Annotated in this window: 24 protein-coding genes; 12 read left to right on the forward strand and 12 right to left on the reverse strand. The window is 69.3% G+C overall.

Annotation, left to right across the window (positions count from 1 at the left end):
- Positions 1-13 precede the first annotated feature (13 nt).
- Positions 14-370 (reverse strand): hypothetical protein, encoded by a 357-nt coding sequence (locus V6M37_RS16460; RefSeq protein ID WP_332675135.1) that lies wholly within the window; start codon positions 368-370, stop codon positions 14-16.
- Between the two features lie 290 nt (positions 371-660).
- On the opposite strand from V6M37_RS16460, the gene V6M37_RS16465 reads away from it, so the two are divergent.
- Positions 661-1,089 carry a CBS domain-containing protein gene (locus tag V6M37_RS16465; RefSeq protein WP_332675136.1) on the forward strand — a complete coding sequence of 143 codons (429 nt, stop codon included), beginning with the start codon at positions 661-663 and terminating at the stop codon, positions 1,087-1,089.
- 166 nt (positions 1,090-1,255) lie between these two features.
- On the opposite strand, the gene V6M37_RS16470 is transcribed toward V6M37_RS16465, so the two are convergent.
- Positions 1,256-1,414, reverse strand: coding sequence for a DUF3309 family protein (locus V6M37_RS16470; protein WP_332675137.1), 159 nt, complete (start codon positions 1,412-1,414; stop codon positions 1,256-1,258).
- 249 nt (positions 1,415-1,663) lie between these two features.
- Between V6M37_RS16470 and V6M37_RS16475 the strand changes: the two genes are divergently transcribed.
- From V6M37_RS16475 to V6M37_RS16490, 4 genes are read left to right on the forward strand one after another with little or no spacing between them, the layout of a single operon-like run.
- Positions 1,664-1,825, forward strand: coding sequence for a DUF1328 domain-containing protein (locus V6M37_RS16475; protein WP_312659738.1), 162 nt, complete (start codon positions 1,664-1,666; stop codon positions 1,823-1,825).
- Between the two features lie 11 nt (positions 1,826-1,836).
- Positions 1,837-2,244 carry a BON domain-containing protein gene (locus V6M37_RS16480; RefSeq protein WP_332675140.1) on the forward strand — a complete coding sequence of 136 codons (408 nt, stop codon included), beginning with the start codon at positions 1,837-1,839 and terminating at the stop codon, positions 2,242-2,244.
- Between the two features lie 43 nt (positions 2,245-2,287).
- A complete protein-coding gene (locus tag V6M37_RS16485) occupies positions 2,288-3,670 on the forward strand; it encodes a phospholipase D-like domain-containing protein (RefSeq protein ID WP_332675142.1) in 1,383 nt (460 codons plus the stop codon).
- A 19-nt stretch (positions 3,671-3,689) separates the two neighbouring features.
- The gene (locus V6M37_RS16490) at positions 3,690-4,115 is read left to right on the forward strand and encodes a CopD family protein (protein WP_332675143.1); all 426 of its coding nucleotides are present in this window, start codon (positions 3,690-3,692) and stop codon (positions 4,113-4,115) included.
- A 10-nt stretch (positions 4,116-4,125) separates the two neighbouring features.
- Here the strand turns inward: V6M37_RS16490 and V6M37_RS16495 are convergent, their stop codons facing one another.
- Positions 4,126-4,590: a DUF2231 domain-containing protein gene (locus tag V6M37_RS16495; protein WP_332675145.1), complete on the reverse strand. Its 465-nt coding sequence runs from the start codon at positions 4,588-4,590 to the stop codon at positions 4,126-4,128.
- A 75-nt stretch (positions 4,591-4,665) separates the two neighbouring features.
- Here V6M37_RS16495 and coxB point away from each other — a divergent pair, with 75 nt between their 5' ends.
- The 4 genes from coxB to V6M37_RS16515 are packed head-to-tail and all read left to right on the forward strand — an operon-like array spanning position 4,666 to position 9,042.
- Positions 4,666-5,331, forward strand: a complete 666-nt coding sequence (gene coxB, locus V6M37_RS16500; RefSeq protein ID WP_332675147.1) for a cytochrome c oxidase subunit II — start codon at positions 4,666-4,668, stop codon at positions 5,329-5,331.
- Complete coding sequence (ctaD, locus tag V6M37_RS16505; RefSeq protein ID WP_332675149.1) at positions 5,328-7,847, forward strand: cytochrome c oxidase subunit I; 2,520 nt, start codon at positions 5,328-5,330, stop codon at positions 7,845-7,847. The genes coxB and ctaD overlap by 4 nt, the downstream gene beginning before the upstream one ends.
- The gene (locus V6M37_RS16510) at positions 7,844-8,194 is read left to right on the forward strand and encodes a hypothetical protein (RefSeq protein WP_332675150.1); all 351 of its coding nucleotides are present in this window, start codon (positions 7,844-7,846) and stop codon (positions 8,192-8,194) included. The genes ctaD and V6M37_RS16510 overlap by 4 nt, the downstream gene beginning before the upstream one ends.
- The gene (locus V6M37_RS16515; RefSeq protein ID WP_332675152.1) at positions 8,185-9,042 is read left to right on the forward strand and encodes a cytochrome c oxidase assembly protein; all 858 of its coding nucleotides are present in this window, start codon (positions 8,185-8,187) and stop codon (positions 9,040-9,042) included. Before V6M37_RS16510 ends, V6M37_RS16515 begins: the two co-directional genes overlap by 10 nt.
- On the opposite strand, the gene V6M37_RS16520 is transcribed toward V6M37_RS16515, so the two are convergent.
- A complete protein-coding gene (locus V6M37_RS16520; RefSeq protein ID WP_332675154.1) occupies positions 8,927-9,967 on the reverse strand; it encodes an AI-2E family transporter in 1,041 nt (346 codons plus the stop codon). The two genes, V6M37_RS16515 and V6M37_RS16520, sit on opposite strands and share 116 nt — an antisense overlap.
- 122 nt (positions 9,968-10,089) lie before the next feature.
- Positions 10,090-10,836: a hypothetical protein gene (locus V6M37_RS16525; RefSeq protein ID WP_332675155.1), complete on the reverse strand. Its 747-nt coding sequence runs from the start codon at positions 10,834-10,836 to the stop codon at positions 10,090-10,092.
- A gap of 205 nt (positions 10,837-11,041) precedes the next feature.
- On the opposite strand from V6M37_RS16525, the gene V6M37_RS16530 reads away from it, so the two are divergent.
- Positions 11,042-11,410, forward strand: coding sequence for a BON domain-containing protein (locus tag V6M37_RS16530; protein ID WP_332675157.1), 369 nt, complete (start codon positions 11,042-11,044; stop codon positions 11,408-11,410).
- Positions 11,411-11,593: 183 nt separating this feature from the next.
- On the forward strand, positions 11,594-11,767 hold the full coding sequence (locus V6M37_RS16535; protein ID WP_332675159.1) for a DUF1328 domain-containing protein: 174 nt from the start codon (positions 11,594-11,596) through the stop codon (positions 11,765-11,767).
- 266 nt (positions 11,768-12,033) lie between these two features.
- Here the strand turns inward: V6M37_RS16535 and V6M37_RS16540 are convergent, their stop codons facing one another.
- The gene (locus V6M37_RS16540; RefSeq protein ID WP_332675161.1) at positions 12,034-13,503 is read right to left on the reverse strand and encodes an NAD(P)/FAD-dependent oxidoreductase; all 1,470 of its coding nucleotides are present in this window, start codon (positions 13,501-13,503) and stop codon (positions 12,034-12,036) included.
- A gap of 39 nt (positions 13,504-13,542) precedes the next feature.
- Complete coding sequence (locus tag V6M37_RS16545; RefSeq protein WP_332675395.1) at positions 13,543-15,327, reverse strand: thiamine pyrophosphate-requiring protein; 1,785 nt, start codon at positions 15,325-15,327, stop codon at positions 13,543-13,545.
- Between the two features lie 396 nt (positions 15,328-15,723).
- Here V6M37_RS16545 and V6M37_RS16550 point away from each other — a divergent pair, with 396 nt between their 5' ends.
- Positions 15,724-16,053, forward strand: coding sequence for a hypothetical protein (locus V6M37_RS16550; protein WP_332675163.1), 330 nt, complete (start codon positions 15,724-15,726; stop codon positions 16,051-16,053).
- A 290-nt stretch (positions 16,054-16,343) separates the two neighbouring features.
- Here V6M37_RS16550 and V6M37_RS16555 read toward each other — a convergent pair whose 3' ends face one another.
- The 5 genes from V6M37_RS16555 to V6M37_RS16575 form a co-directional block, all read right to left on the reverse strand.
- Positions 16,344-17,177, reverse strand: coding sequence for a hypothetical protein (locus V6M37_RS16555; RefSeq protein ID WP_332675165.1), 834 nt, complete (start codon positions 17,175-17,177; stop codon positions 16,344-16,346).
- 333 nt (positions 17,178-17,510) lie between these two features.
- Complete coding sequence (locus tag V6M37_RS16560; RefSeq protein WP_332675167.1) at positions 17,511-17,903, reverse strand: ChaB family protein; 393 nt, start codon at positions 17,901-17,903, stop codon at positions 17,511-17,513.
- A gap of 9 nt (positions 17,904-17,912) precedes the next feature.
- Positions 17,913-18,761, reverse strand: coding sequence for an endonuclease/exonuclease/phosphatase family protein (locus V6M37_RS16565; RefSeq protein ID WP_332675169.1), 849 nt, complete (start codon positions 18,759-18,761; stop codon positions 17,913-17,915).
- A complete protein-coding gene (locus tag V6M37_RS16570; protein ID WP_332675170.1) occupies positions 18,733-20,988 on the reverse strand; it encodes a VTT domain-containing protein in 2,256 nt (751 codons plus the stop codon). Before V6M37_RS16570 ends, V6M37_RS16565 begins: the two co-directional genes overlap by 29 nt.
- Positions 20,988-21,569, reverse strand: coding sequence for a ferritin-like domain-containing protein (locus tag V6M37_RS16575; protein WP_332675172.1), 582 nt, complete (start codon positions 21,567-21,569; stop codon positions 20,988-20,990). Before V6M37_RS16575 ends, V6M37_RS16570 begins: the two co-directional genes overlap by 1 nt.
- Positions 21,570-22,158 lie beyond the last annotated feature (589 nt).

Here is a 22,158-nt window from a genome sequence, read left to right on the forward strand (position 1 = left end):
CTCCGTTATTGCGTCAGCGGCTTTGCGGCGGTGTGGAGAAGCCCCCGCCCGACGGGGCGTGGCCCGGCTCGCTCGCGGCGAGGCCGTACGCGCCGGTGCCGGAGGTCGGCGCGCCGGGCGTGCTGAGGCCGGACGTTCCCGGCGCAAACTCGCTCGATGCCGTCCGGGCGGTCGGCGCGATGGCCGGACTGCCGGCGATCTCCTCGATCTCGCCCGGTTCGACGTTGGCCTCGTTCGCACCGAGCGCCGGCGGGCGCCAGGAGCCGCGACGACTGCCGCCTGCCGGCACGCGCGCGCGCTTCGGATCGAGGTAGTAGTAAGCGCTCGCCCCGAGGGCGAGCGCGCCGAGCGCGAACAATGCAGATTTCATTCTGTCCTCCGCTTTTCCGTATTGACCCGATCGAGGTTTCAGCAAAGCGCGTGCCGCTTGGCGCGCTTGGAGATCGGGACCGCGCCGCTTCCGCGGGGCTGTGCGCGGCGGGCAGTTCTTACCAGCATCGGAAATCTTTACGAGGCGCGCGTCGCGCGGCCCAAGCGCTGCCGCCCGACGGCCCGCCGCAGACGGCGCGGCGCGCGAGACGCGAGGCGGACTCGCGCGGGCATCGCTCTTGCACCGGTGAGCTGACGCAGGATGACCCTGTGACTCGAAGGAGGTGAATCATGCAAGTACGCGAAGCAATGACGACCGACGTACGAACGCTCGACCCGGACCAGACGCTGCAGGAGGCCGCCCGACTGATGGCTGAATGCGACGTCGGTTCGCTGCCGATCGACGAAGGCGGGCGCCTCGTCGGCATGGTGACCGACCGCGACATCACGATCCGCGCCGTCGCGCAGGGCAAGTCCCCGGACACCCACGTGCGCGACATCATGACGAAGGACGTTAAGTACTGTTTCGAGGATGAGGACATCGCGCACGTCGCGCGGAACATGGGCGACATCCAGGTGCATCGCCTGGTGGTCCTCGATCGCAACAAGCAGCTCGTGGGCATCGTCGCGCTGGCCGACATCGCGAACACCGAAGGGGCCGACCCCGCGGGCGAGGCGGTCTGCGGCATTTCCGAACCGGCGGGTTCGCGCACGCACTGATCGGTGCAAACCGCCGCGGTGCGGGAGGTGGCACGCCCGTACCGGCTTCCACAAGAAAACCGGGCGTTCGCCCGGTTTTCATTTCTTCCGCCCGGTGTCGCGGCGGCGCGCTCTGGTCCGCTCGCGTCGCAGGCGGGCTTGAGCGACGGGGCCATTCGTCGACGCGCTACAGGTATCCGACCAGCAGCAACACGAGAACGATGACCAGTACGAGGCCGAGCAGGCCGCTCGGGCGGTACCCCCACGAGCTGCTGTACGGCCACGACGGAAGCGCGCCGATCAGCAGCAGCACCAGCAGGATGATGAGGATCGTCGATAGCGCCATGATGGTCGTCCTTCGGGATGCGGCATCGCCGCGGTACCGCCTCATCGGCAGCTTTCGTGCCCGGACGCGGGGACAGACGCACGGGCAGGAGGGTGAAATATTTACCGCTTCCGCCCGTTTTCGTCATGGCATCGGTAGGCGCTCTGGCCGATGGGGCGCGAAACCCCAGCAATTAAGGGCGGCACGACGATTGCAGCGAGGAAAGCGCTACGAAGGGCTGTTCCATTCATCCCGCCATGGAGGTGTGCCATGTTGTATTACGCAGCAATATTCCTGGTGATCGCACTGGTCGCCGCGCTTTTCGGATTCGGCGGGATCGCCAGCGGTGCCGTCGGTATCGCGAAGATCCTGTTCTACATCTTCATCGTCGTCGCGCTCGTGTCCCTGGTCCTCGGGCTAATACAGAGGTAGCGGGAGTTCCGATGATGGATTTCCCGCGGCTACTCGTCCCGATCGCGATCGGCTTCGCCCTCGTCGCGTGCTCTCCGGAGCCGACGGCGGGGACGACGCCCGAGCGGGCGAACGATCCGGCCGCCGACGCGGCGACCACGACCGACCCGAAAGCGCAGAGCCGGCCGTCGAGCAAGTTCGCCCGCGCCGTCGATGACGCCGCGCTGACGACGCGGGTGAAGTCGGCCCTCGTCGGCGATGCGAGCGTCAACGGCGGCGACATTTCGGTCAGCTCGTCCGGGGGCGAGGTCACGCTGAGCGGCACCGTGCCGGCGGCGCAGATCACGAAAGCCGATGCGATCGCGCGAAGCGTGCAAGGCGTCTCCGAGGTGATCAATGCGCTGACGCCCGCCGAACCGCTGAATCAGCCGCCATCATGATCCCCGCGCGTTCGGGCTGCGGCTTCCGGAGCTGGACAGGTGCATGATGGTCGCGCGCTCGATCAGGGCGTTGCCGGGCCTCGCCGGTTCGCTGCTCCTCGCTGCGTGTGCGACCGGCGGCGTCGTGCATGTGCCGGTCGCCGCGAGCCGTTCGCCTGACGGCCACATCCGCGTCGTCAACGAGCACGGCGCGGTGTCGACGAAGGCCGCGCGCCGGATCGAGCGGGAAGGGCCGACCGATCTGCTCGCCCATCATCTCCGGCAGGTCGAAGGGGCGATCGAGTCGCCGCTCGTGCTCGGGAACGACGCCCACCTGCTCGTCGACGGGCCCCAGACGCACAGCGCGATGTTCGAGGCGATCGACCGCGCGAAGCGCCGCGTGTACCTCGAGACCTACATCATCGAAGCCGGCAAGATCGGCGGCGACCTCGCGGAGTTGCTCGCCACGAAGCGCGCGCGCGGCGTCGAGGTGCGGGTGCTGTACGACAGTGTCGGGTCGCGCCCGACGCCGCCCGAGTATTTCGAGCGGCTGCGCGCCGCCGGCATCGCGGTCTGTGAGTTCAACCCGATCAATCCGCTGAAGCTCGACGGCGACGCCGACCTCGGCATCAACAATCGCGACCACCGCAAGATCCTCGTCGTCGACGGCCGCGTCGCCTTCACCGGCGGGATCAACATCAGCGGCGTCTACAGCGCCGGATCCTTCGGCCGCAGCCGCAAGGCGCCGTCGCGCGAGGAAGGCTGGCGCGACACGCACGTGATGATGCGCGGGCCGATCGTCCGGCAGTTCGACGAACTCTTCGCAAATTCGTGGAACGGGCAGGCGTGCGACGACGACGTCGCGCTGCCGGCGGCGGCGCGCGGGGCGCCGGCCGGCGACATGGCGATGCGCGTCGTCGTGTCCGACCCGGCGTCGCAGCGCAGCGAGCTCTATGTCGCGCTGCTGTCGGCGGTCGAACACGCGAAGGAGCGGGTGTGGCTCACCTACGGCTACTTCGTGCCCGACGACCGCGTGTTGAATTCCCTGCAGGAGGCCGCGACGCGGGGCGTCGACGTGCGCCTCGTGCTGCCCGGCTTCAGCGATTTCTGGGCGCCGTTCCACGCCGGCCGCTCGCATTACGACGCGCTGCTGCGCGCCGGCGTGCGCGTGTTCGAGCGACGCGACGCGCTGCTGCACGCGAAGACCGCGGTCATCGACAGCGTCTGGTCGAGCGTCGGGTCGACGAACCTCGACTGGCGCAGCTTCGTCCATAACTACGAAGCCGACATCCTCGTGCTCGACGGCGATTTCGCCCGCGAGATGGAGGCGCTGTTTCGCATGGACGAGGAAGCGTCGCACGAGGTGCGAATGGTCGAGTGGAAGAACCGCGGCCTGAAGGCGCGCGTGCTCGAATGGCTCGCGCGCCGCTGGGAATATCTGCTGTGAGCCGACGCGCCGGCCGGCGATGCCGCTGCTGAAACTCCTCCACTTCGCCGGGCTGATCTGCTGGTGCGGCGCGCTGCTCTATCTCCCGGCGCTGGTCGCCGCCGCCGGCGACGAGAACTCGCAGTACCGCGTCGATCGCGCGTGGATGGCGCGGCAGCTCTTCATCGCGTTCGCGACGCCGGCGGCATTGATCGCGATCGGCACCGGCACCGCGCTGTTCCTGCGCGACGGCATCGTTGCACCGTGGCTGGTGCTCAAGCTCGTCGCGGTCGCGGGGATGACGGTTTGCCACATCGGCTGCGGCGGGCTGATCCTGCGCATCGAACGCCACCTCGAACTCGACCAGCCGCCCGCGGGCATCTGGCTGAGCGTCTTCACCGGAATCGTCTCGGCGGCCTTCATCGGAGCGGCGCTATGGCTGGTGCTGGCGAAGCCGGGCGTTTAGGAAAATGGGCTCACTTCGTCGCGCGCACGCCGACGGCGTGCTCGTACACCAGCTGCCCGCCGATCAGCGCTGTCAGCGCGATCAGCACGGCGGTCAGCACCGACAGCAGCGGGCCGCCGGCGGAGAATTCGGTGACATGGTCGACATAGCGCACGAGCCAGTTCAGCGTCGCGATCGACAGCATCATCACCGCGAGGATGCTGTGGCACCACGCGGTGATCTTCTGGCGGATGCGCGGCACCGTCAGCAGGTCGACGAGGCCCGCGATGCTCGCGACCCAGCCGCCGATCGAGCCGATGCCGGCAAGCCACAGCCCGGCGCGCGCCCAGAAGGGGTCCGCGGTGACCCAGTAGGCGGCGTCGGTCGCGACGAGGCCGAGCAGCGCGGCGACCGGGAAATGGATGATCATCGGGTGGATCGGGTGGCCGCCGATCGACGCGCGGCTCGCAATCGGTTCGGAGACGGCTGGCTGCATCGAAAACTCCTCCGGCGCAGATCGGGGCGCGGGGCGCGCCCGTCGAGATCGTTCCTTTCATCGTGGACCGCGCTCGTGTTCGCAGTTCCCGGGCTCGGCGCCTGTACCGGGCCGCAGTCGATGCTCGATCCGGCGGGCCCGGCAGCGCGGGACGTCGCGGGCTTGTGGTGGGGGATGTTCGTCGTCGCCGTCGTCGTGCTGCTCGGCGTCACCGCGACGTGGCTCGTCGGGATGGGGCGGCGGCCGCCGACGCTCGACGACGCGCGCGAGAAGCGCGTCGTGCGTCGCTGGATCGTGCTCGGCGGCGTGCTGCTGCCCTCGACCTGCATCGCGGTGCTGCTCGCGTTCGGTATCGCCGCGGGACACCGGATGCTGCCGCTGCCGCTCGCGGGCGAGGCGCCGCTGCGGGTCGACGTCCTCGCGCGCCAGTGGCGCTGGGAAGTCCGCTATGGCGGCGGCGCGGCGTTGATCAACGAGCTGCGGCTGCCGGCGGGCCGGCCGGTGGACGTGCATGTGCGGAGCCTCGACGTGATTCACGCGTTCTGGGTGCCGCGGCTCGGCGGCAAGATCGACGCGATCCCCGGCCGAACCAACGTCGTGCGCCTCCAGGCCGACGAGGCGGGCGAGTACCGCGGCCAGTGCGCGGAGTTCTGCGGCACGCGACACGCGCTGATGGTGCTGCACGTCACCGCGATGGAAGCGGGCGCGTTCGCCGGCTGGCTCGAGGCCGCTTCCCGGTGACGCGGCCGCACACGCCCGAGGCCGATCGCGTCCACGCCGACTTCGACGCGGTGTGGGGAACGCCGCCGGGCTGGCGGACGCTGACGGTCGTCAACCACACGACGATCGGCCTGCGCTTCATGCTGACCGGGCTCGCGTTCTTCCTCGTCGGCGGCCTCTTCGCGATGCTCGTGCGCGTGCAGCTCGCGCTGCCGGGGCTCGACGTGCTGACGCCGGAACTCTACAACCAGGCGTTCACGATGCACGGCACGGTGATGATGTTCCTGTTCGCGGTGCCGGTCATGGAAGGGCTCGCGGTGTACCTGTTGCCGAAAATGCTCGGCGCGCGCGACCTCGTGTACCCGCGGCTGTCGGCGTTCGGCTACTGGTGCTATCTCTTCGGCGGCCTGATCCTGCTGTCGAGCGTCGTGCTCGGCGTCGCGCCGGATACCGGCTGGTTCATGTACACGCCGCTGTCCTCGGTGCCGCATTCGCCCGGTCCGAACCCCGACTTCTGGCTGATCGGCATCACGTTCGCGGAGATTTCGGCGGTGTCGGCGGGCGTCGAGCTCGTCGTCGCGGTCCTGCGCACGCGCGCGCCCGGCATGTCCCTCGACCGGATGCCGCTCTACGCCTGGTACATCCTCGTGATGGCGATGATGATCGTGGTCGGCTTTCCGCCGCTGATCCTCGGCAGCATCCTGCTCGAGCTCGAACGCGCGGCCGACTTCGCGTTCTTCGACGTCACGCGCGGCGGCGATCCCGTGTTGTGGCAGCACCTCTTCTGGCTGTTCGGCCACCCCGAGGTCTACATCATCTTCCTGCCTGCGGCGGGCATCGTCTCGACGCTGCTGCCGGTGTTCGCGCAGCGCCCGCTCGTCGCCTACACGCCGGTCGTGCTCGCGGTGCTGGCGACCGGCTTCATCAGCTTCGCGCTGTGGGTGCACCACATGTTCACCGTCGGCATTCCGCAGCTCGCGCAGGCGTTCTTCTCGGCGGCGAGCATGCTCGTCGCGGTGCCGACCGGCGTGCAGGTGTTCGCGTGGCTCGCGACGCTGTGGCTCGGGCGGCCGCTGTGGAAGGTGCCGATGCTGTGGCTTGCGGGCTTCCTGTTCGTGTTCGTCGCCGGCGGCCTCACCGGCGTGATGCTCGCGCTCGTGCCGTTCAACTGGCAGGTGCACGACACGCAGTTCGTCGTCGCGCATCTGCACTACGTGCTCGTCGGCGGGATGTTCTTTCCGCTCGTCGCCGGCGTGTATTACTGGCTGCCGCATTTCTCCGGACGGATGCCGTCGGCGCGGCTCGGCCGCTACGGTTTCTGGCTCGTGTTCGTCGGCTTCAACCTGACCTTCCTCGTGATGCACTGGACCGGGCTCCTCGGGATGCCGCGGCGGGTCTATACGTACGAAGAAGGCCTCGGCTGGGACCTGCCGAACCTCGTGTCGTCGGTCGGCAGTTTCGTGATGGCGATCGGCGTCGCGACGGTGCTCGTCGACATTGCGCTGCACTTCCGCTTCGGCCGGCGCGCGACCCCGAATCCATGGCACGCCGATACCCTCGAATGGGCGACGTCGCTGCCGCCCGGTGCGTACAACTTCGCGAGCCTGCCCGAGATCGATTCGCGCCACCCGCTGTGGGAGCGCGACGGCCTCGCCGACGAGATCGCGCACGGCAAGCACGGCCTGCCGGGCATCGCGCACGGCCGGCGCGAGACCTGGGGCGTCGAACCGCTGAGCGGGCGCGTGCGCGAGATCGTCCATCTGCCGGGCAACACCCTGCTGCCGCTCGTCGTCGCGGTGTTGCTCGCCGCGGTGTGCATCGGCCTGCTCGCGAAGGCTTACCTGCCCGCGGCGGCGTTCGCGCTCGCCGCGACGGTCGGCATGCTGCGCTGGTCGTGGGAGAACGGCGCCCATCCCCGCGCCGCGCCCGACGCGACGACCCCGCCCGACCATCCGCCGCTGCATTCGCGGACCTGCGACGGGCCGGGCCTGTGGGGCATGAACCTGACGCTGCTCGCCGACGGCGCGCTCTACCTTTCGCTGCTGTTCAGCTGGTTCTACCTGTGGACGGTCGCGCCGGCGTGGCAGCTGCCGGCGGGCGGTGCCGCGCGGGGGGGCGGCCTGCTGCTCGCGAGCGCGGTGCTGCTGACCGTCGCGTCGATCACGCTGCGTCGGCTCGTGCTGCGGCTGCGCCAAGGGATTGGGGCGGGGACGGCGGGAGGGCTCGCCGCGGTCACGGCGGCGGGTGTCGCATCGGCCGGCCTGCTGGTCTTCGCGCTGCGCGATCCGCGGCTCGCGCCGACGGCCACCGCGCACGACGCGCTGGTGGTGTTCATCCTCGGCTACAACCTGTTCCACTGCGCGCTCGCCGCGCTCGCGACCGCGCTGCAGGTGGCGCGCGTGCGGGCGGGCTACGTCGGTGCAGGGATGCCGTACGAGCCGCTCGTCGTCGCGCGGCTCTGGTATTACGCCGCCGCGGTCGCGTGGAGCAGTTACGCGGCGCTGGGGCTGTTTCCGACGGCGTGGCGTGCGACGTGAAGCCGTCGCCATTCCATCCGGTGCAGATTTCGCTCGGGCTCGTCGTCTGGAGCGTCTGGTTCGTCGCGCTCTACGCCGGCCTCGCGGTCGCGTGCGAGCGCGCGCCGCAGGCACCCGGCGCGGGCGGGCCGATTGCGCTGAACGTCGGCTTCGGCCTCTTCACCCTCGCGACCGCGGGGCTGCTCGCGCTGTCCGCGACCGCCTGCCTGCGGGCTCTGCGCCGCGAGCCGGAGCGCCCGCCGCGCGAGCGCTTCGTCGCGCGCGTCGGCGCGGCGGTCCACCTGATCGCGCTCGCGGCGACGCTTTTCATTGGTGTGCCGCTGCTGGGGCTGCCGCCATGCGTATGAAAACCGGTGTGAAACCGGCCGTCGTGGGCCGATTTTCGGCGGCCGCGCTGCTGCCGATCGCCGGCCCGGCGGCCGCGCACGAAATCGCCGCGCTCGCCGAAGCGGGGTCCGCCGCGCTCGCGCCGGCGCTGTTCGGCGCGCTCGTGCTTGCGTGCGGGTGGGGGCTGTATCTGCGCGGGCTCGGTCGCGTGCGCGCCTCGCGCGCGGCGCAGGCCGCGTTCCATGCGGCGATGCTGCTGACGGTCGCCGCGGTGTTCGGGCCGCTCGATCGCTGGGCGGAAACGAACAGCGGGCTGCACATGGTGCAGCACATGCTGCTGATCGTCGTCGTCGCGCCGCTCGGCGCATTCGCGGGTCCGCTGCCGCAGTTCCGCGCGGCGCTGCCGGACCGCTGGCGGCGCGTGTGGAACGCGCTCGCGGCTTGCGGGCGGCGGCCGCTCGCGATGGCGGTCGTTCACGGCGTCGCGATCTGGCTGTGGCACGCGCCGGGCCCGTACCGGCTCGCGCTCGACAATGCGTGGTGGCACTGGCTCGAGCACGCGAGCTTCGTCGCGAGCGGCTGGCTTTTCTGGTGGGCGGTGCTGCACGCCGGGCGGGAGCGCGTGCCGCAGGCGCTGCTCGCGCTGCTCTCGACGCTGATCCACACGGGTCTCCTCGGCGCGCTGCTCAGCTTCGCGCGCGTGCCGCTCTACGGCGAAGCCGGGCTGCAGAACCAGCAGCTCGCGGGGCTCGTCATGTGGGTGCCGGGGGGCGGTTTTTATCTGGCAGCGGGGGTATGGCTCGTGTGGAGATTGCTGGCAGCGACTCCTCGTCCGCGCGAAGCGTCTGCACCATCACCAGGGCGATAGCGGTCAGCGGCGTCGCGAAGACCACGCCGAGGGCACCGAGCATCGCGCCGAGCAGAACCTGCGCGCTGATCGTCAACGCGGGCGGCAAGCTCACGCTGTACTGGTCGATCAGCGGCGTCACGATGTAGTTCTCCGCGGACTGCACCGCGAGGTACAGCAGCAGCACCGAAAACACCTCGGCCGTCCCGCCGGTCAGCGCGACGAGCAGCGCCGGGAGGACGGCGAGGAGCGGGCCGAAGTACGGGACGAAGTCCAGCACGAACGCGATCAGGCCGAGCGCGAGCGCGAGCGGGATGTCCAGCAGCCACAGGCCGAAGGTCACGAGCACCCCGACGACGCTCATCCGCGCGAAAGTGCCGATGAGCCACCAGCGCATCGTCGTGCCGATCGCGTTGAGCACGGCGCCGGTGCGGGGCCGCACTTCGGGTGGCAACAGCAGCAGGAAGCCGCGACGGTAGACGTGCGGCGTCGCCGCGCCATACAGGCCGATGAAGATGGCGATCAGGAAGCCTGCGATCGCGCCGATCGTCATCGTGAACGCGCCGGTGACGCGCTCGACCCACTTGCTGTCCTCGGGGAGCAGCGCGCTCAGGTTGGTCTCCGAAAACACGATCCGGCCCCACTCGTAGCGGTACACCTCGTCGAGCATCTTTTCCCATGCCTGATGCATCCGCGGGCCGAGCAGGTCGAACTGCGTCGCGATCTCGGCGCCGAGGAAGTAGCCGCCGAACCCGAGGATCGCCGCGAGCGCCGCGACGACCACGACATACGACGTCTTTTCGCCGAGACCGAGGTAACGCTGGACGCCGCCCGACAGGCCGGTGAGGAACGCGGCGACCAGGCCCCCGGCGAAGATCACAAGCAGCACGTTCGCGAACGCCCAGACGAGAAGGCCGACCGCGATCAGCAGGAACACGGTCGCCATCGTCGCGAGCGAGCGCCGGTGGCGTTGCGCGTCGTCGTCGGGCTTCCGTCTACCGGCCGCGGAATGGACGTCACGCCCGCGCGCAAACCGCCGCGGGCGGGGCTGTGGGGCCGGGCGCGGGATCAAACGCGATCCTGTCGGAAAGTGGCGGCGTCCGCCCCGACCGGGGCGAAGGCGAACGTCGCCGCCAAGCCGGCGGGATGCGCGTCCGCGTCCCCGGCGCCCCGGACGCCGACGACACTGGCTTGCGCGCCGGTCGTATGGACGACGTGATCGCGGATGACGAGCAGCGGCCGGCGCTCGTTTCCTTCCTGGGCGGGCTTCGCCCCCTGCGCGGCCTGCGGCATGGTGGCTGCGCCACCGAGGCCGATGACCCGGCCCTTGAATTCCAGCAGCGGCTCCGTGGGGCGCACCGCGATCGAATGCGCGTCGGAGAGGCTGTACGGGTTCATCCGCATCACGCCGTCCGCGCTGATGATCCAGCCCGATCCGAGTCCGCCGATGTCGGCGCCGAGTCCCGAACCTATTCCGCCCTCCGGGTCGCACCCCCCGTCGTCCAGGTCGCTCCGGTCGTTGGGCGCCGCCGCGTCCCCCGGCGGGCTCGAGGCGTCGCCGCTTGCGGACGCGAGCAGGGTGGGGCGCCGCGACATGGCGGGCGCGAGCGGCGCAGGCGCGAACGGCGCGCACTCGTCGAGCATCGGCGCTGCGGGCAGGAGGGTCACGGCGCCGAGCGGCGCGAGCCGCGGGGAATGTCGTTCGGATTCCGGGAGCAGCGGCGCGGGGCGCGACAGCATCGCGACGAGGAGCGCGCCCGCGAACGCGGCGGCAGACATCGCGCCGGCGACGGTCGTGGCGGACAGTGCGTTCATGACAACGTCTCCCATTCAACCCCACTCGGATATCTGCGTTGCAAGCGCCGTGCCCAAGCGCCCGGTTGTCGACGGGAATGCGTTTTGCTGGTGGTTTTGCTGGTGGAATGCGGCGGCCCCGATAGGGACGGGCCGCGCTTATGCCGATGGCACGCCTACTGATTGGCGGCCTCGGCATTCTTCGACGATCGACAGGAGGTGCAGCATGAAAACACGGCGATTCCTGCACGTGACGCTGCTGGCAGGCGCGGTTGCGCTCGTTCTTCCGTTCCCCGCGAACGCCGCGGAAGGCGGCCCGAGCGAGGGCCAGCCCGAGGGGCAGGCGCATCGCGATGCCGGACGGCAGGGCGAGTACATCAACGACACGATCATCAACGCCCGCGTGACGACCGCGCTCGCGAACGTGAACGGCATCGAGCCCGCCGACATCAAGGTCGAAACGCGGGACGGCCTCGTGCACATCACCGGCTTCGTCGCTTCGCAGTCGGCGAACGAAGAGGCGATGATCGCGGTGCGGCAGATCGACGGCGTGCGCGACGTCAAGAACGAGATGGTAGTGAGGCCGCGGAAGTGACGGTTACGCAAGTGAGGGTCAGGACGTGAGGGTCATCGAAACCGCAGGTCGCGGTGGCGGTGTCGGTTCTGTGGGTCCGGCCCCCGCGTTGGTGCAGACTCGGCCCCCGGGCATTGAAAAACTTCCAGCCTGCGGTAATTCCTCCCGATTTCACCGGTCGTTCACGCAAATGGAGTCGAAACCATGCTCAAGTGGGCAATCATCTTTTTCGTCATTTCCGTGATCGCCGGGATTTTCGGTTTTACCGGCGTCGCCTCCGGCGCGCGCGGCATCGCGAAGGTGCTGTTCTTCATCGCGCTCGCGATCTTCCTGATCGTCCTCGTGTTCGGTGTCCTGCTCGGCGTGATGGTGTTCTAGCGGCGATGTCCGACTTTCTGTTCTACGTCGGACTCGCGCTGTTCATCGTCGTCTTCGGCCTGCTGCCGGGCTTGCTGCTCGTCGGTTGAATGCGATTCGGGTGTGTTCCCTGGGCGGATCCAACGTAGGTCGGCGTGAGGCGCAGGCGAAGGCCGACGCGGAGGCTCCGGAAGCGTGGACGTCGGACATCGCTGCGCTCGGTCCGACCTGCGGATTACTACGAGTCGCGCTCCCCTCGCCGGCAAAATTCGGCGTGGGGGGCGTGATCAGTGCAGCTTCACGCGCGGCTGGGAGCGGTGGGTCAGCCACTGGCCGAAGGTGATCAGCAGGGTGCGCAGCCCCCCGAGCAGCACCGCGAGGTGGCGGTGGTACAGCGCCCAGTAGCTGAAGCGTGCGAGGCTGCCGCCCACGCTCAGGCGCTTGCCGCCCGCCGGCGTGTTGAGGCTGCCGACGGCTTCGTCCTGGCCGAGCGGGATCAGCGCGCCGCGCTCCTTGTAGCTGAACTCGATCGGCGGCTTGCCGGCGAGGCGGCGGCGCAGCGAGCGGGCGAGGAGCTTCGCTTCCTGCTGCGCGGCCTGGGCTTTCGGGGGAACGGGCTTGCCGCCCTCGGGCGTGAAGCTCGCGCAGTCGCCGATCGCGAAGATGTCGGCGTCGCGCGTCGTCTGCAGCGTCGGCCGCAAGACGAGCTGGCGCTGCCGGTTCGTCTCGAGGCCTCCGAGGCCGTTCAGCACTTCCGGGCCCTGAACACCCGCGGCCCACACCGTCACGTCTGCGCCGATGACGTCTCCGCTGCGCAGGATGACCCGGCCGCGTTCGACTTTGGCGACGCTGTGATTGAGGCGCACGTCCACGCCGCGACCGACGAGGTCGTCGTGGACGCGCGCGGCAAGCTCGTGCGGCAGTCCGCCGAGCAGCCGCTTGCCGGCTTCGACGACGCAGATCCGCACCGGACGCTTCATTTGCTGCAGCTGCGAGCCGTAGGATGCGATCTCCTCCACCGCCTCGGTCAGCTCGGCCGCAAGTTCGACGCCGGTCGCGCCGCCGCCGACGATGACGATGTTGACCGGAACCCCGGTCGTCAGCTCGGCGCGGGTGCACAGCGACAGCAGGCGGCGGTGGAAATGCTCGGCTTCGGCCGGGCTGTTCAGCGAGATCGCATGTTCGCGCACGCCGGGAGTGCCGAAGTCGTTGTCGGTGCCGCCGATCGCGATGACCAGCGTGTCGTACGTCAGCGGCCGCCGCGGCGCGATTTCGAGCCCGTCGTCGTCGACGAGCGGGGCGAGCCAGATCTGCTTCGCGCGCCGGTCGACGTCCTGCAGCCGGCCGAGATGAAAGCGGAAATGGTGCTGCCGCGCCTGCTGCAGGAAGTCGAGCTCGTTGTCGCGCGGCGCCAGCGTCCCGGCGGCCACTTCGTGCAGCAGCGGCTTCCACAGATGGGTCGCGACGACATCGACCAACACGATCTCCGCTTCGCGCCGGCGCCCGGCCGTATTGCCGAGGCGGGCGGCCAGCTCGAGCCCGCCGGCGCCGCCGCCCACGATCAGGATGCGGGGCAGCGCGGCGCTCGCGGTCGCGCCGGCCGGCGCTAGGTCGGACGTCGACTTGCCGTCGTGCTCCTCGTCCTCGGGCAGGTTGTCGTCGCCGGCCGTGCCGAGAAAGTGCATCAGCGGCGCGGGCGGCTGCCGGGGCTGGCGCAGCAGGGGGATCGCCCCGAAGTTCATGAATTCCGTTTGCATCGAAAATGCCCCCTTTCGCGAGTCCTGCCGCGGTCGCGTTCAACCGTTTCCGACCGGGAACAGGCTGTCCCAGGTTTCCTTCACCGACGCGATGACGACTTTCGCCGCGTCCGGGTCGCCATGAAGCATCGCCGACAGGTACGCGCGCGCTTGCTTCGTGGTGATGTGCGGCGGCAGCGGCGGCACGTTCGGGTCGGTCACCATTTCGAGCACCGTCGGCCGGTCGGCCGCGAGCGCCGCGTCCCACGCGCGTCCGACTTCGGCCGGATCGGCGACGCGGATGCCGCCGAGGCCGAGCATCCGGCCGTACTCGGCGTACGGGAAATCCGGGACGTCCTGCGCGGTCGAGAACTTCGGGTCGCCTTCCATCGCGCGCTGCTCCCACGTGACCTGGTTGAGATCGCCGTTGTTCAGCACCATGACGACGAGCCGCGGGTCGCGCCAGCGGCGCCATTCGCGCGCGATCGTGATCAGCGAGTTGATGCCGGTCATCTGCATCGCGCCGTCGCCGAGGAGCGCGATGACCGGCCGGTCCGGATGCGCGAACTTCGCCGCCACCGCGTAAGGCACTGCCGGCCCCATCGTCGCGAGCCCGCCGGACAGCGACGCCATCATCCCGCGGCGCACCTTCAGGTCGCGCGCATACCAGTTCGCCGCCGACCCGGAGTCGCAGGTCAGGATGCAGTCGGCCGGCAGGCGCGGCGACAGCTCCCAGAACACGTGCTGCGGGTTGATCGGATCGGCGCGGTTCATCGCGCGGCTCTCGAGCACGCGCCACCAGCGGTCGACGTCGCTCTCGATGACCTCGCGCCAGCCTCGCTCCGCCTTCTGCACGAGCAGCGGAATCAGCGCCGCGAGCGTCGCCTTGCTGTCGCCGATCAACCCGAGTTCGACCGGATAGCGGAGGCCGAGCATGCGCCCGTCGATGTCGATCTGCACCGCGTGCGCCTGGCCTTCGCGCGGCAGGAACTCGGAGTATGGGAAGCCCGAGCCGACGATCAGCAGCGTGTCGCAGCGCTCCATCAGGTCCCAGCTCGGCTTCGTGCCGAGGAGCCCGATCGCGCCGGTCACGAACGGCAGGTCGTCGGGCACCGCCGCCTTGCCGAGCAGCGCCTTCGCGACGCCGGCGCCGAGCAGCTCGGCCACTTCGATGACTTCGTCGGTCGCGTGCAGCGCGCCTGCGCCCACCAGCATCGCGACGCGCTCGCCACGGTTCAGTATCTGCGCCGCGCGGCCGAGTTCGTCCGCCGGCGGCACGCTGCGCAGCGACGGGTAGCCGATGCTGGTATGCACGGTGCCGTGCTCGCGCGGCGGTTCCGCCGCCGGCATGTCCTGGATGTCGTTGGGAAAGATGATGCAGGTGACGGTGCGCCGGTCGCGCGCGATCCGCATCGCCCGGTCGACGAGGTGGCGCACCTGTTCGGGCGTCGTCGCCATATGGACGAACTCGTGCGCGACGTCCTTGAACAGCGACAACAGGTCGACTTCCTGCTGGTAATCGCCGCCCAGTGCCGCGCGCGCCTGCTGGCCGACGATCGCGACGACGGGCTGATGGTCGAGCTTCGCGTCGTACAGCCCGTTGAGCAGGTGAATCGCGCCGGGACCCGAGGTTGCGAGGCAGACGCCGACTTCGCCGGTAAATTTCGCGTGCGCACAGGCCATGAAAGCCGCGAGTTCCTCGTGCCGCGCCTGGACGAAGTCGATGCGTCCGTTCAAGCGGCCGAATGCGCCCATGATCCCGTTGATGCCGTCGCCCGGGTAGCCGTAGATGCGGCGTACGCCCCAGCCGGCGAGTCGATCGAGCAGGAAGTCTCCGACAGTCATCGTCACCGCTTTTTCCCCGTCGTGGCACTGCGTTGCGCTGACGGGGCAAACGCCATTCCTGCCTCGGGGCGCGGGAAAATTTTTCAATCTGCTGGTCGATGTGACGGAAATACGACACATGGAGCGGAGGTGCGCGGCGGCCAGAATTCTGCCGGACGGTGCCTGGGCTCTGGCGAAAAGCCGCGCCACCGTTGGAGTTCCCGATCGTCGACGGTCATTTCTGTCGCTTGCCCGCAACATGAAAAAACGGGTGGATCGATTCCTGCTTATAGTCCCGGTGGAAATGTCGCCGCAACTCGAAACGGCGATCGCCGAAGGGTGGATCGGCCGGAAAGCGGGAGGCGGGAAGTCGACACCGGAGCCCGGTTGCGCCGGGCGCGAGCCGCGAGGACTGTCATGCCCTGTTCTGTTTACTGTCTCGTCAGCCGTGCCGAGGAGGTGCAGCGCGCGATGGAGAGGCTCGCGGCAGCCGGCGTGCCGAACGAGGAAGTGACCGTGATCTTCCGCGCAGGCGACTCGTGGCTCGCTCGCGACGCGCGCGAAGTCTCCTTCCTCGCTTCCCCGTCGGTGTGGTCCGGCCCGTTCACGTCGCTGTCGCTGTGGTGGGCGCTCGCGTCGGTCGGGTTCGGCGCGCCGACGACGACTGCACAAAAAAAACGACGCTCGAGCGTCGTCGTCCCTTCCACGGTATTCGAAGCCCGACGCCTGCGCCGCCCTGCGAGCTGAGGCGAATGTTCGACATCTTAAGCTTTGCGCAGCCTCAGCCTCAGCCTCAGCGTCGGCCTTCGCTCTGCTGACGCCGACCTACGCAATTTTGCGTGTCGGGCACTCCCAAACTGCGGCCCCGTAAGTCGGGTCGGGCGCAGCGATGTCCGCCACGCCCGGCCCTTTACCGTTGCTCCTTGTCGACCCGATCGCAGCCGGGCCTTGTTCCTTTTCCCGGCTGCGATCGGGCTTTTCGTCGCGTCCCGCCGCGGGTCCGCCTCATCCGCGGACCTCCGGTCCTCCGCGGAAACTCACGCCGCCCGGTTCGGACGCGTGCGGTCGGCGCCTTCCGCCACCGCGCCGCGCATCTCTTCGCCGGCCTGCCGCGTCGCCTCGCCGACGCGCTCCGCCTCGCGGCGCGCGGCTTCGGTCTGGCGGCCGACGACGTCGCGGCTGCGCTCGAAGCCCTGGCGCACCGTCGCGCGGAACTGCTCGCCGCCTTCGCGCAAGGTTTCGCGCGTGACGTCGGTCAGCGACTCGGTCGCCATCGCCATTTCGTCGGCCTGCTGGCGCACCAGCTCCTTGAGCTCGTTGAGGCTCTCCGACCCTTGCGCCTGCAGCTCTTCGAGCCCCTGGCGCCAAGTGTCGGTGATGTCCATCGACTGCTGCTCCCAGAGGCGGCCGAGGTGTTGCTGGATCTCGCCGTTGGTCCGGCTCGCATGGTCGATCGACTGCAGCACGGTCTCGGTGGCGGTCGAGAACATCCGCATCGTGCGGTCGTCCGCGGTTTCGAACAGCTGCGAATAATCCGGCAACCCCCATGCCGAGTAGGCACGCGCCTGCGCTCGCATGACGACCCGGGCGGCGGCCGCCTGCATGTCGTACAGCTGGCTGAGACTGCGCATCGTCGTCGCCGTCAAGTTGACGCCCAGCGTCGGCCGGCCCTGGCTGGAAGCGCGCTGGCGCTGGTTACCCTGGTTTGGCTGAGCGGCCTGATTGCCCTGCGCGCGCGGCTCGGCCTGGGGCCCTTGCTCGGGGCGTTCCTGGAATTGGCCCTGCGCCCGGCTGCGGACCTCGTCCGCCCGTTCCATGCCGCGCGTGTCCTGTTCAGCGTTGCGTTCGCTCGGTTGTCGTCCTTGTGCCATCGTTCCACTCCTGTCACGAAGATTTGAAAAGCAAAAAAGACCGCTTCCCGGTCGTTTCCGGGATCGTCGCAGGCCTCTTTTTGCACCCTCGGAACCCCGCGTGGGGGTTCTGCTGCGAAGCAACATCGGGGCCAGCGCGCCGCCGGAAGGGACGTGTTTCCCCGCATCCCGCGAGGGGCGCGGGATCGGGCAAAGGTTTGCGCGGGCTTGATGTTTCGGTCCGCGCAGGATGGGGAGCAAGATTTGCAAGCCGCCGAAAAAAGTACGCGTTCTCCCCCGGCGCGCGCGTAGGTCGGCGTGAGCCGCAGGCGAAGGCCGCCCGCGCGGCCGGGCTCAGTCCTGCTTCTTGCTGATCGCGCGCGCGAGTTCTTCCTTGCTCATGCTCGAACGGCCGCGGATGTCGAGTTCCTTCGCGCGCTCGTAGAGCTCCTGCCGCGTGTGGCCGAGGATGTCGACGCCGCCGAAAGTCTCGCCCTTGCCGCCGCGCTTGTCGGCGGTCGATTGCCGGGCGCGGGGGTCCGACGGGCCGGGGCGGGCTTTCGCTTCCCAGTGGTCGCCGACCTTCTCGAAGCTGTGCTTCAGCGCGGCGATCGCGGTGCGGCTCGCGCGCTCGCCGGGGCCGTATTCCTTTTCGGCGCTTTCGAGCACTTTCGCGTAGGTCCGCTGCGCCTTCGGCGGCGAGCGCTTCAGCGTTCCGGGCAGATTGTCTTGCTGGCGTCTCGGCATGATGGGGCCTCAGATCTCGGCAGGTTGTTCGGCGGCGCGGCGTTTCGCGGCGGGGTGCGCGATCGCGTCGTGGACGGCGCGCTGGTGCGGCGTCGGGTGCGGTCCGGCGGCGATGATCGCCTTGACCGGAAGGTGGTCGGAGGCGATGCGCGAGTCGGCCGTGCGGTGGGTTTCGAACGCGAGCAGGTTGTGCCGCGGCCGCACCCAGACGCGGTCCAGCGCGAACATCGGCAGCCACGCCGGGAACGAGCGCTCCGCCGGCACGTGCCCGAAGATGCCGTGCAGCCAGCGCAGCGGCCGGCCGAGCGGCAGCCATTCGTTGATGTCGCCGAGGACGACGACGGTCTCTTCGACCGGGAGGTCGTGCAGCAGCGTGAGCATCTTCTGCACCTGGTAGCGGCGTTCGGCCGGCATCAGGCCGAGGTGCATCACGATCACGCGCACGGTCTCGCCTTCGACATCGAGCGCGACCTCGAGCGCGCCGCGCGGCTCGCGGCGGCGATAGCTGAGGTCGTGCTGCCGCATCGACAGGACCGGCCGGCGCGTGAGCAGCGCGTTGCCGTAATGGCCTTCGTGGCGGACGATCGTGTGGCCGGCGATCGGCGTCATCCCGGTCACCGCGGCGATGAAGTCGAGCTGCATCGAGTCGTGCCCGCCTTCGGGCCGGTTGTCGACTTCCTGCAGTCCGATGGTGTCGCAGTTCAGTTCGGCGATCACGCGCGCGACCCGCGAGGCGTCCATGCGCCGATCGTTGCCGACGCAACGATGGATGTTGTACGACGCGATCCGCAGGCAATCGGCGCCGAGCACGTGGTCGAGGTTGCGCCAGCTAGCCAGCCCGGTGGTCTGTGTGGCCATGGGGAACGTATTGTCTTTGCTGATTGACGAGCCAGCGCCGCACCGCGAGCGTCAGCAGGGTGACCGACAGGACCGCCGCGGCGAGCAGCTTGTAGTCGATCTGCGCCGGGTCGTGCAGCGCCGCTTCGAGCTGGTCGCCGAAGATCGTCGTCGCGAGCGTGCCGGGCAGCATGCCGAGGAAGGTGCCGAGCATGAAATGCCACAGCCGGATGCCGATCGCCGCGGCGACCAGGCCTTCGACCGCGAACGGCGCGAGCGGCACGAGCCGCAGCGCGGTGATGGCGATCAGCCCCCGCCGTCGCAAGGTTTCGAGCACCCGGTGCAGGCTGTGCCCGGCAAGGCTGTGCACGCGGTGTCGCGGCAGCCGCAAGCCGGCGACGTATGACAGGAAGGCCGCGAGCAGGATGCCCGACATCCCGTACGCGAAGCCGAGATACGGGCCGAACGCGACGACGGCCGCGAGCGTGATCAGCGGGCGCGGAAACATCACGATGCAGGCCGGCGTGTAGGCGAGCAGGATCACGAGCGGCGCCCACCAGCGGTTCGCGAATTCGCGCGCCCACGCGGTGACGACCTCGCCGTCGACCCATTCGGCGAGCGGCGTGTAGCGCCACAGCGCGGTCAGCGCGCCGACGATCAGGAAGAACAGGCCGATTTTCACCGCGACCCGGCGGACGAGCGCCATCCGGCCGGCCTTCCGCTCGACGTAGCCGGTTTCCTGGTGCTCGAGTTCCGGGCTGAAGTCCTCGATCAATTGGTCGACGAGCACCGGCCCGCTGGGGTCGCCGACGCTCGCGAGTTCGATGACGGCCTGTGGCCAGTCGGGCAACTGCTCGATCCGCTTCAGCGTGCGGCACTTGCCGGCGAACTCGTCGATCGCGCCGTGCAGCGTGCCGGCGCGCTGCACCGCCGCTTCCACCTGCTGCGGCTCGGCGTCGAGGTGCTCGGCGAGCAGGCGGTTGCGGAAGTGGCGCATCGCCGCCGCGATGCGCGAATTGCCGCGCGCCTCGATTGCGGCGTCGCACTCGCTGTCGAAGCCCATCGAGCGGTTGCACAGGTTCGCCGAGCCGATGCGCAGGATCTCGTCGTCGACGATCATCAGCTTCGAATGCAGGTCGATGCAGATGTTGTCGGCGAGCCCGTCGATGTGCGGGTAATAGATGTGAAAGTGACCGTAGCGGTCGGCCTCGCGCAGGCGCTGGATCAGGCGCGTGCGCAGCACGTGCATCGTGTGCTCTTCGAGCCAGCCATGGCTGAACAGCCGGACGATGACGACGATCTCCGGGCCGTCCGCTTCGGCCAGCCGCCGCGCGAGCGCCTCGCCGATGCCGTATGCGGTGAAATACTGGTTTTCGACGTAGATGCGGTGTTTCGCGGCCGCGATCATGTCGAGGTACAGCGCTTCGACTTCGTGGACGCCGGGGGCGGTCGTCGACTCTGGCAAGGTGCGTGCGAACGCGACATCGACGTCGGTGAGGTCGGAGCGCAGGTGCGGCGGCCACGGGTCGCCGGCGAGCGCGGGAACCGGCGGCAGCTTGTGCCCGGTCGCGGCCAGCCATCGGCTGCGGGCGATGCCGGCGAGTGCCTGTGCGGCTTCGCCGTCGACGGCCATCATCAGGTCGTGGAAGGGGGGATAGCGGACGTCGCCGCACAGCCGCCGTTCGTCGTCGGGGCGATGCGCGCACGTGTCCCAGCGCCGCTCGGTCAGGTCGAAGCCGCCGATGAAGGCCATCGCCTCGTCGATGACGACGATCTTCTGGTGGTGCGATCCGCTGACCGGATGCGTGTTGTCGTACGCGACATGCACGCGGTGGTGCGGCTTCCAGCCGAGCCCGAAGCGGTGCGGCAGCTCGCGGTCGGCGCCGAACACGAGCGGGTAGTCCCAGTCGAGGATGTGGATCTCGAGCCCGCGGCGGCGCTTCACGAGCCAGTTCAGGAAGTCGCCGAGGCGCTCCGGCGGCCCGTTCGGCTGACGCGCGTCGAAACACAGCCGCGCGTTGCTGTTGTAGTCCCACGCGAGCACGACGATCGAGCGCGTCGCGCGCTGGGCGGCCTCCATGAAGGCGAGGAAATACGCCTCGCCATCGACGAGGAGCGCGACGTGGCCCGCGTTCGCGACCGTGCAGCAGTTGCGCTCCGGGTCGAACAGGCTCGGGCGACCGACCCATTCCTCGCTGTGGCCTTCGTCGAGGTCGACGGTCACGGTCGGCTGCAGCGACGAACCCATCAGACCCCCCGGTCGCGGTCCCCGATCTGCTGGATCAGGCTCAGCAGCTCGTCCGCGTGTTCTTCCTCGACGGCGAGCACGCTCTCGAACAGCCGCCGCGTCGTCGAGTCCGACGTGCCGATGTACTGGATCGACTCGCGGTAGCTCTCGATCGCGATCCGCTCGGCGACGAGGTCTTCCTTAATCATCTCGATCAGCGATTCGCCGGGGATGTACTCGGCATGGCTGCGCGTCGTCAGCGTGTCCGGCGAAAAGTCCGGCTCGCCGCCGAGCTGCGAGATGCGTTCGGCGAAGAGGTCCGCGTGTTCCTCTTCCTCGTGCGCGTGCTCGAGGAATTCGGCGGCGATGCCCGCGGACGCGAGGCCTTTGGCGGTGAAGTAGTGACGCTTGTAGCGCAGCGTGCAGACGATCTCGGTCGCGAGCGCTTCGTTGAGCAGCCGCAGGATCGTCTCGCGGTCGGCCGAATAGTTTTCAGTCAGCGCGCCTTCCTCGATGTGGCGCCGCGCCCGTTCGCGCAGCGTGCGGACGTCGGACAGACCCGGCGTGACGGGGGGTTGTGGCGGCTGTGGCTGGATGGTCATGAGCGGCTCCTTGCCGACGATGGGGTCTCCGGAGAACAGCAAGCCCTGTGCCGCTCCCGACCGCGCGCGGGCTTTGCCTGCGCTGCCGATCCGGATGAAGTTTTAACACCCCGGTGTAAGTTCTTCCGGCGCAAGCGGCGCCTCGCGCCGGCGCGCACAAAAAAGAGCGCCGGCGAGGGGCCGGCGCAAAGGGGGAGATACACGGAGACAAGAATCAAGGGCGACCGAAAGGCCGGAGGAGGGCCGGGCTCGTACCGCGCCCGCAGCGCGGATGCGGCATGCCTCGGTGCCGGGCCATCCTCTTCCTTTCGGAGCCCCCGCCGAGCTGCATGCGAACGGCGTTCCTGCCCCCTTGCGACGAAGCGAGACGAACGCCGCGAGCGGCGGGAAAAAGGGTGGAGGTAGCGGCGGCAGGATTGCGACGATGGAGACGGGGACGGAGGCCAGCGGACCATTCATTTGCTCCAAGACGGATAGTTCAACTTGTTGGCGACACTATTCCATCCGGGCACGTGCCTTGCCCCGTCGCGTCGCTGCCGGGCCGGTTTCGCGCGCGTTGCGTGGACCGGGAGCGCGGTGAAGGAGCCCT

This window comes from Aromatoleum sp. (genome assembly GCF_036675785.1).
Lineage (GTDB): Bacteria > Pseudomonadota > Gammaproteobacteria > Burkholderiales > Rhodocyclaceae > Aromatoleum.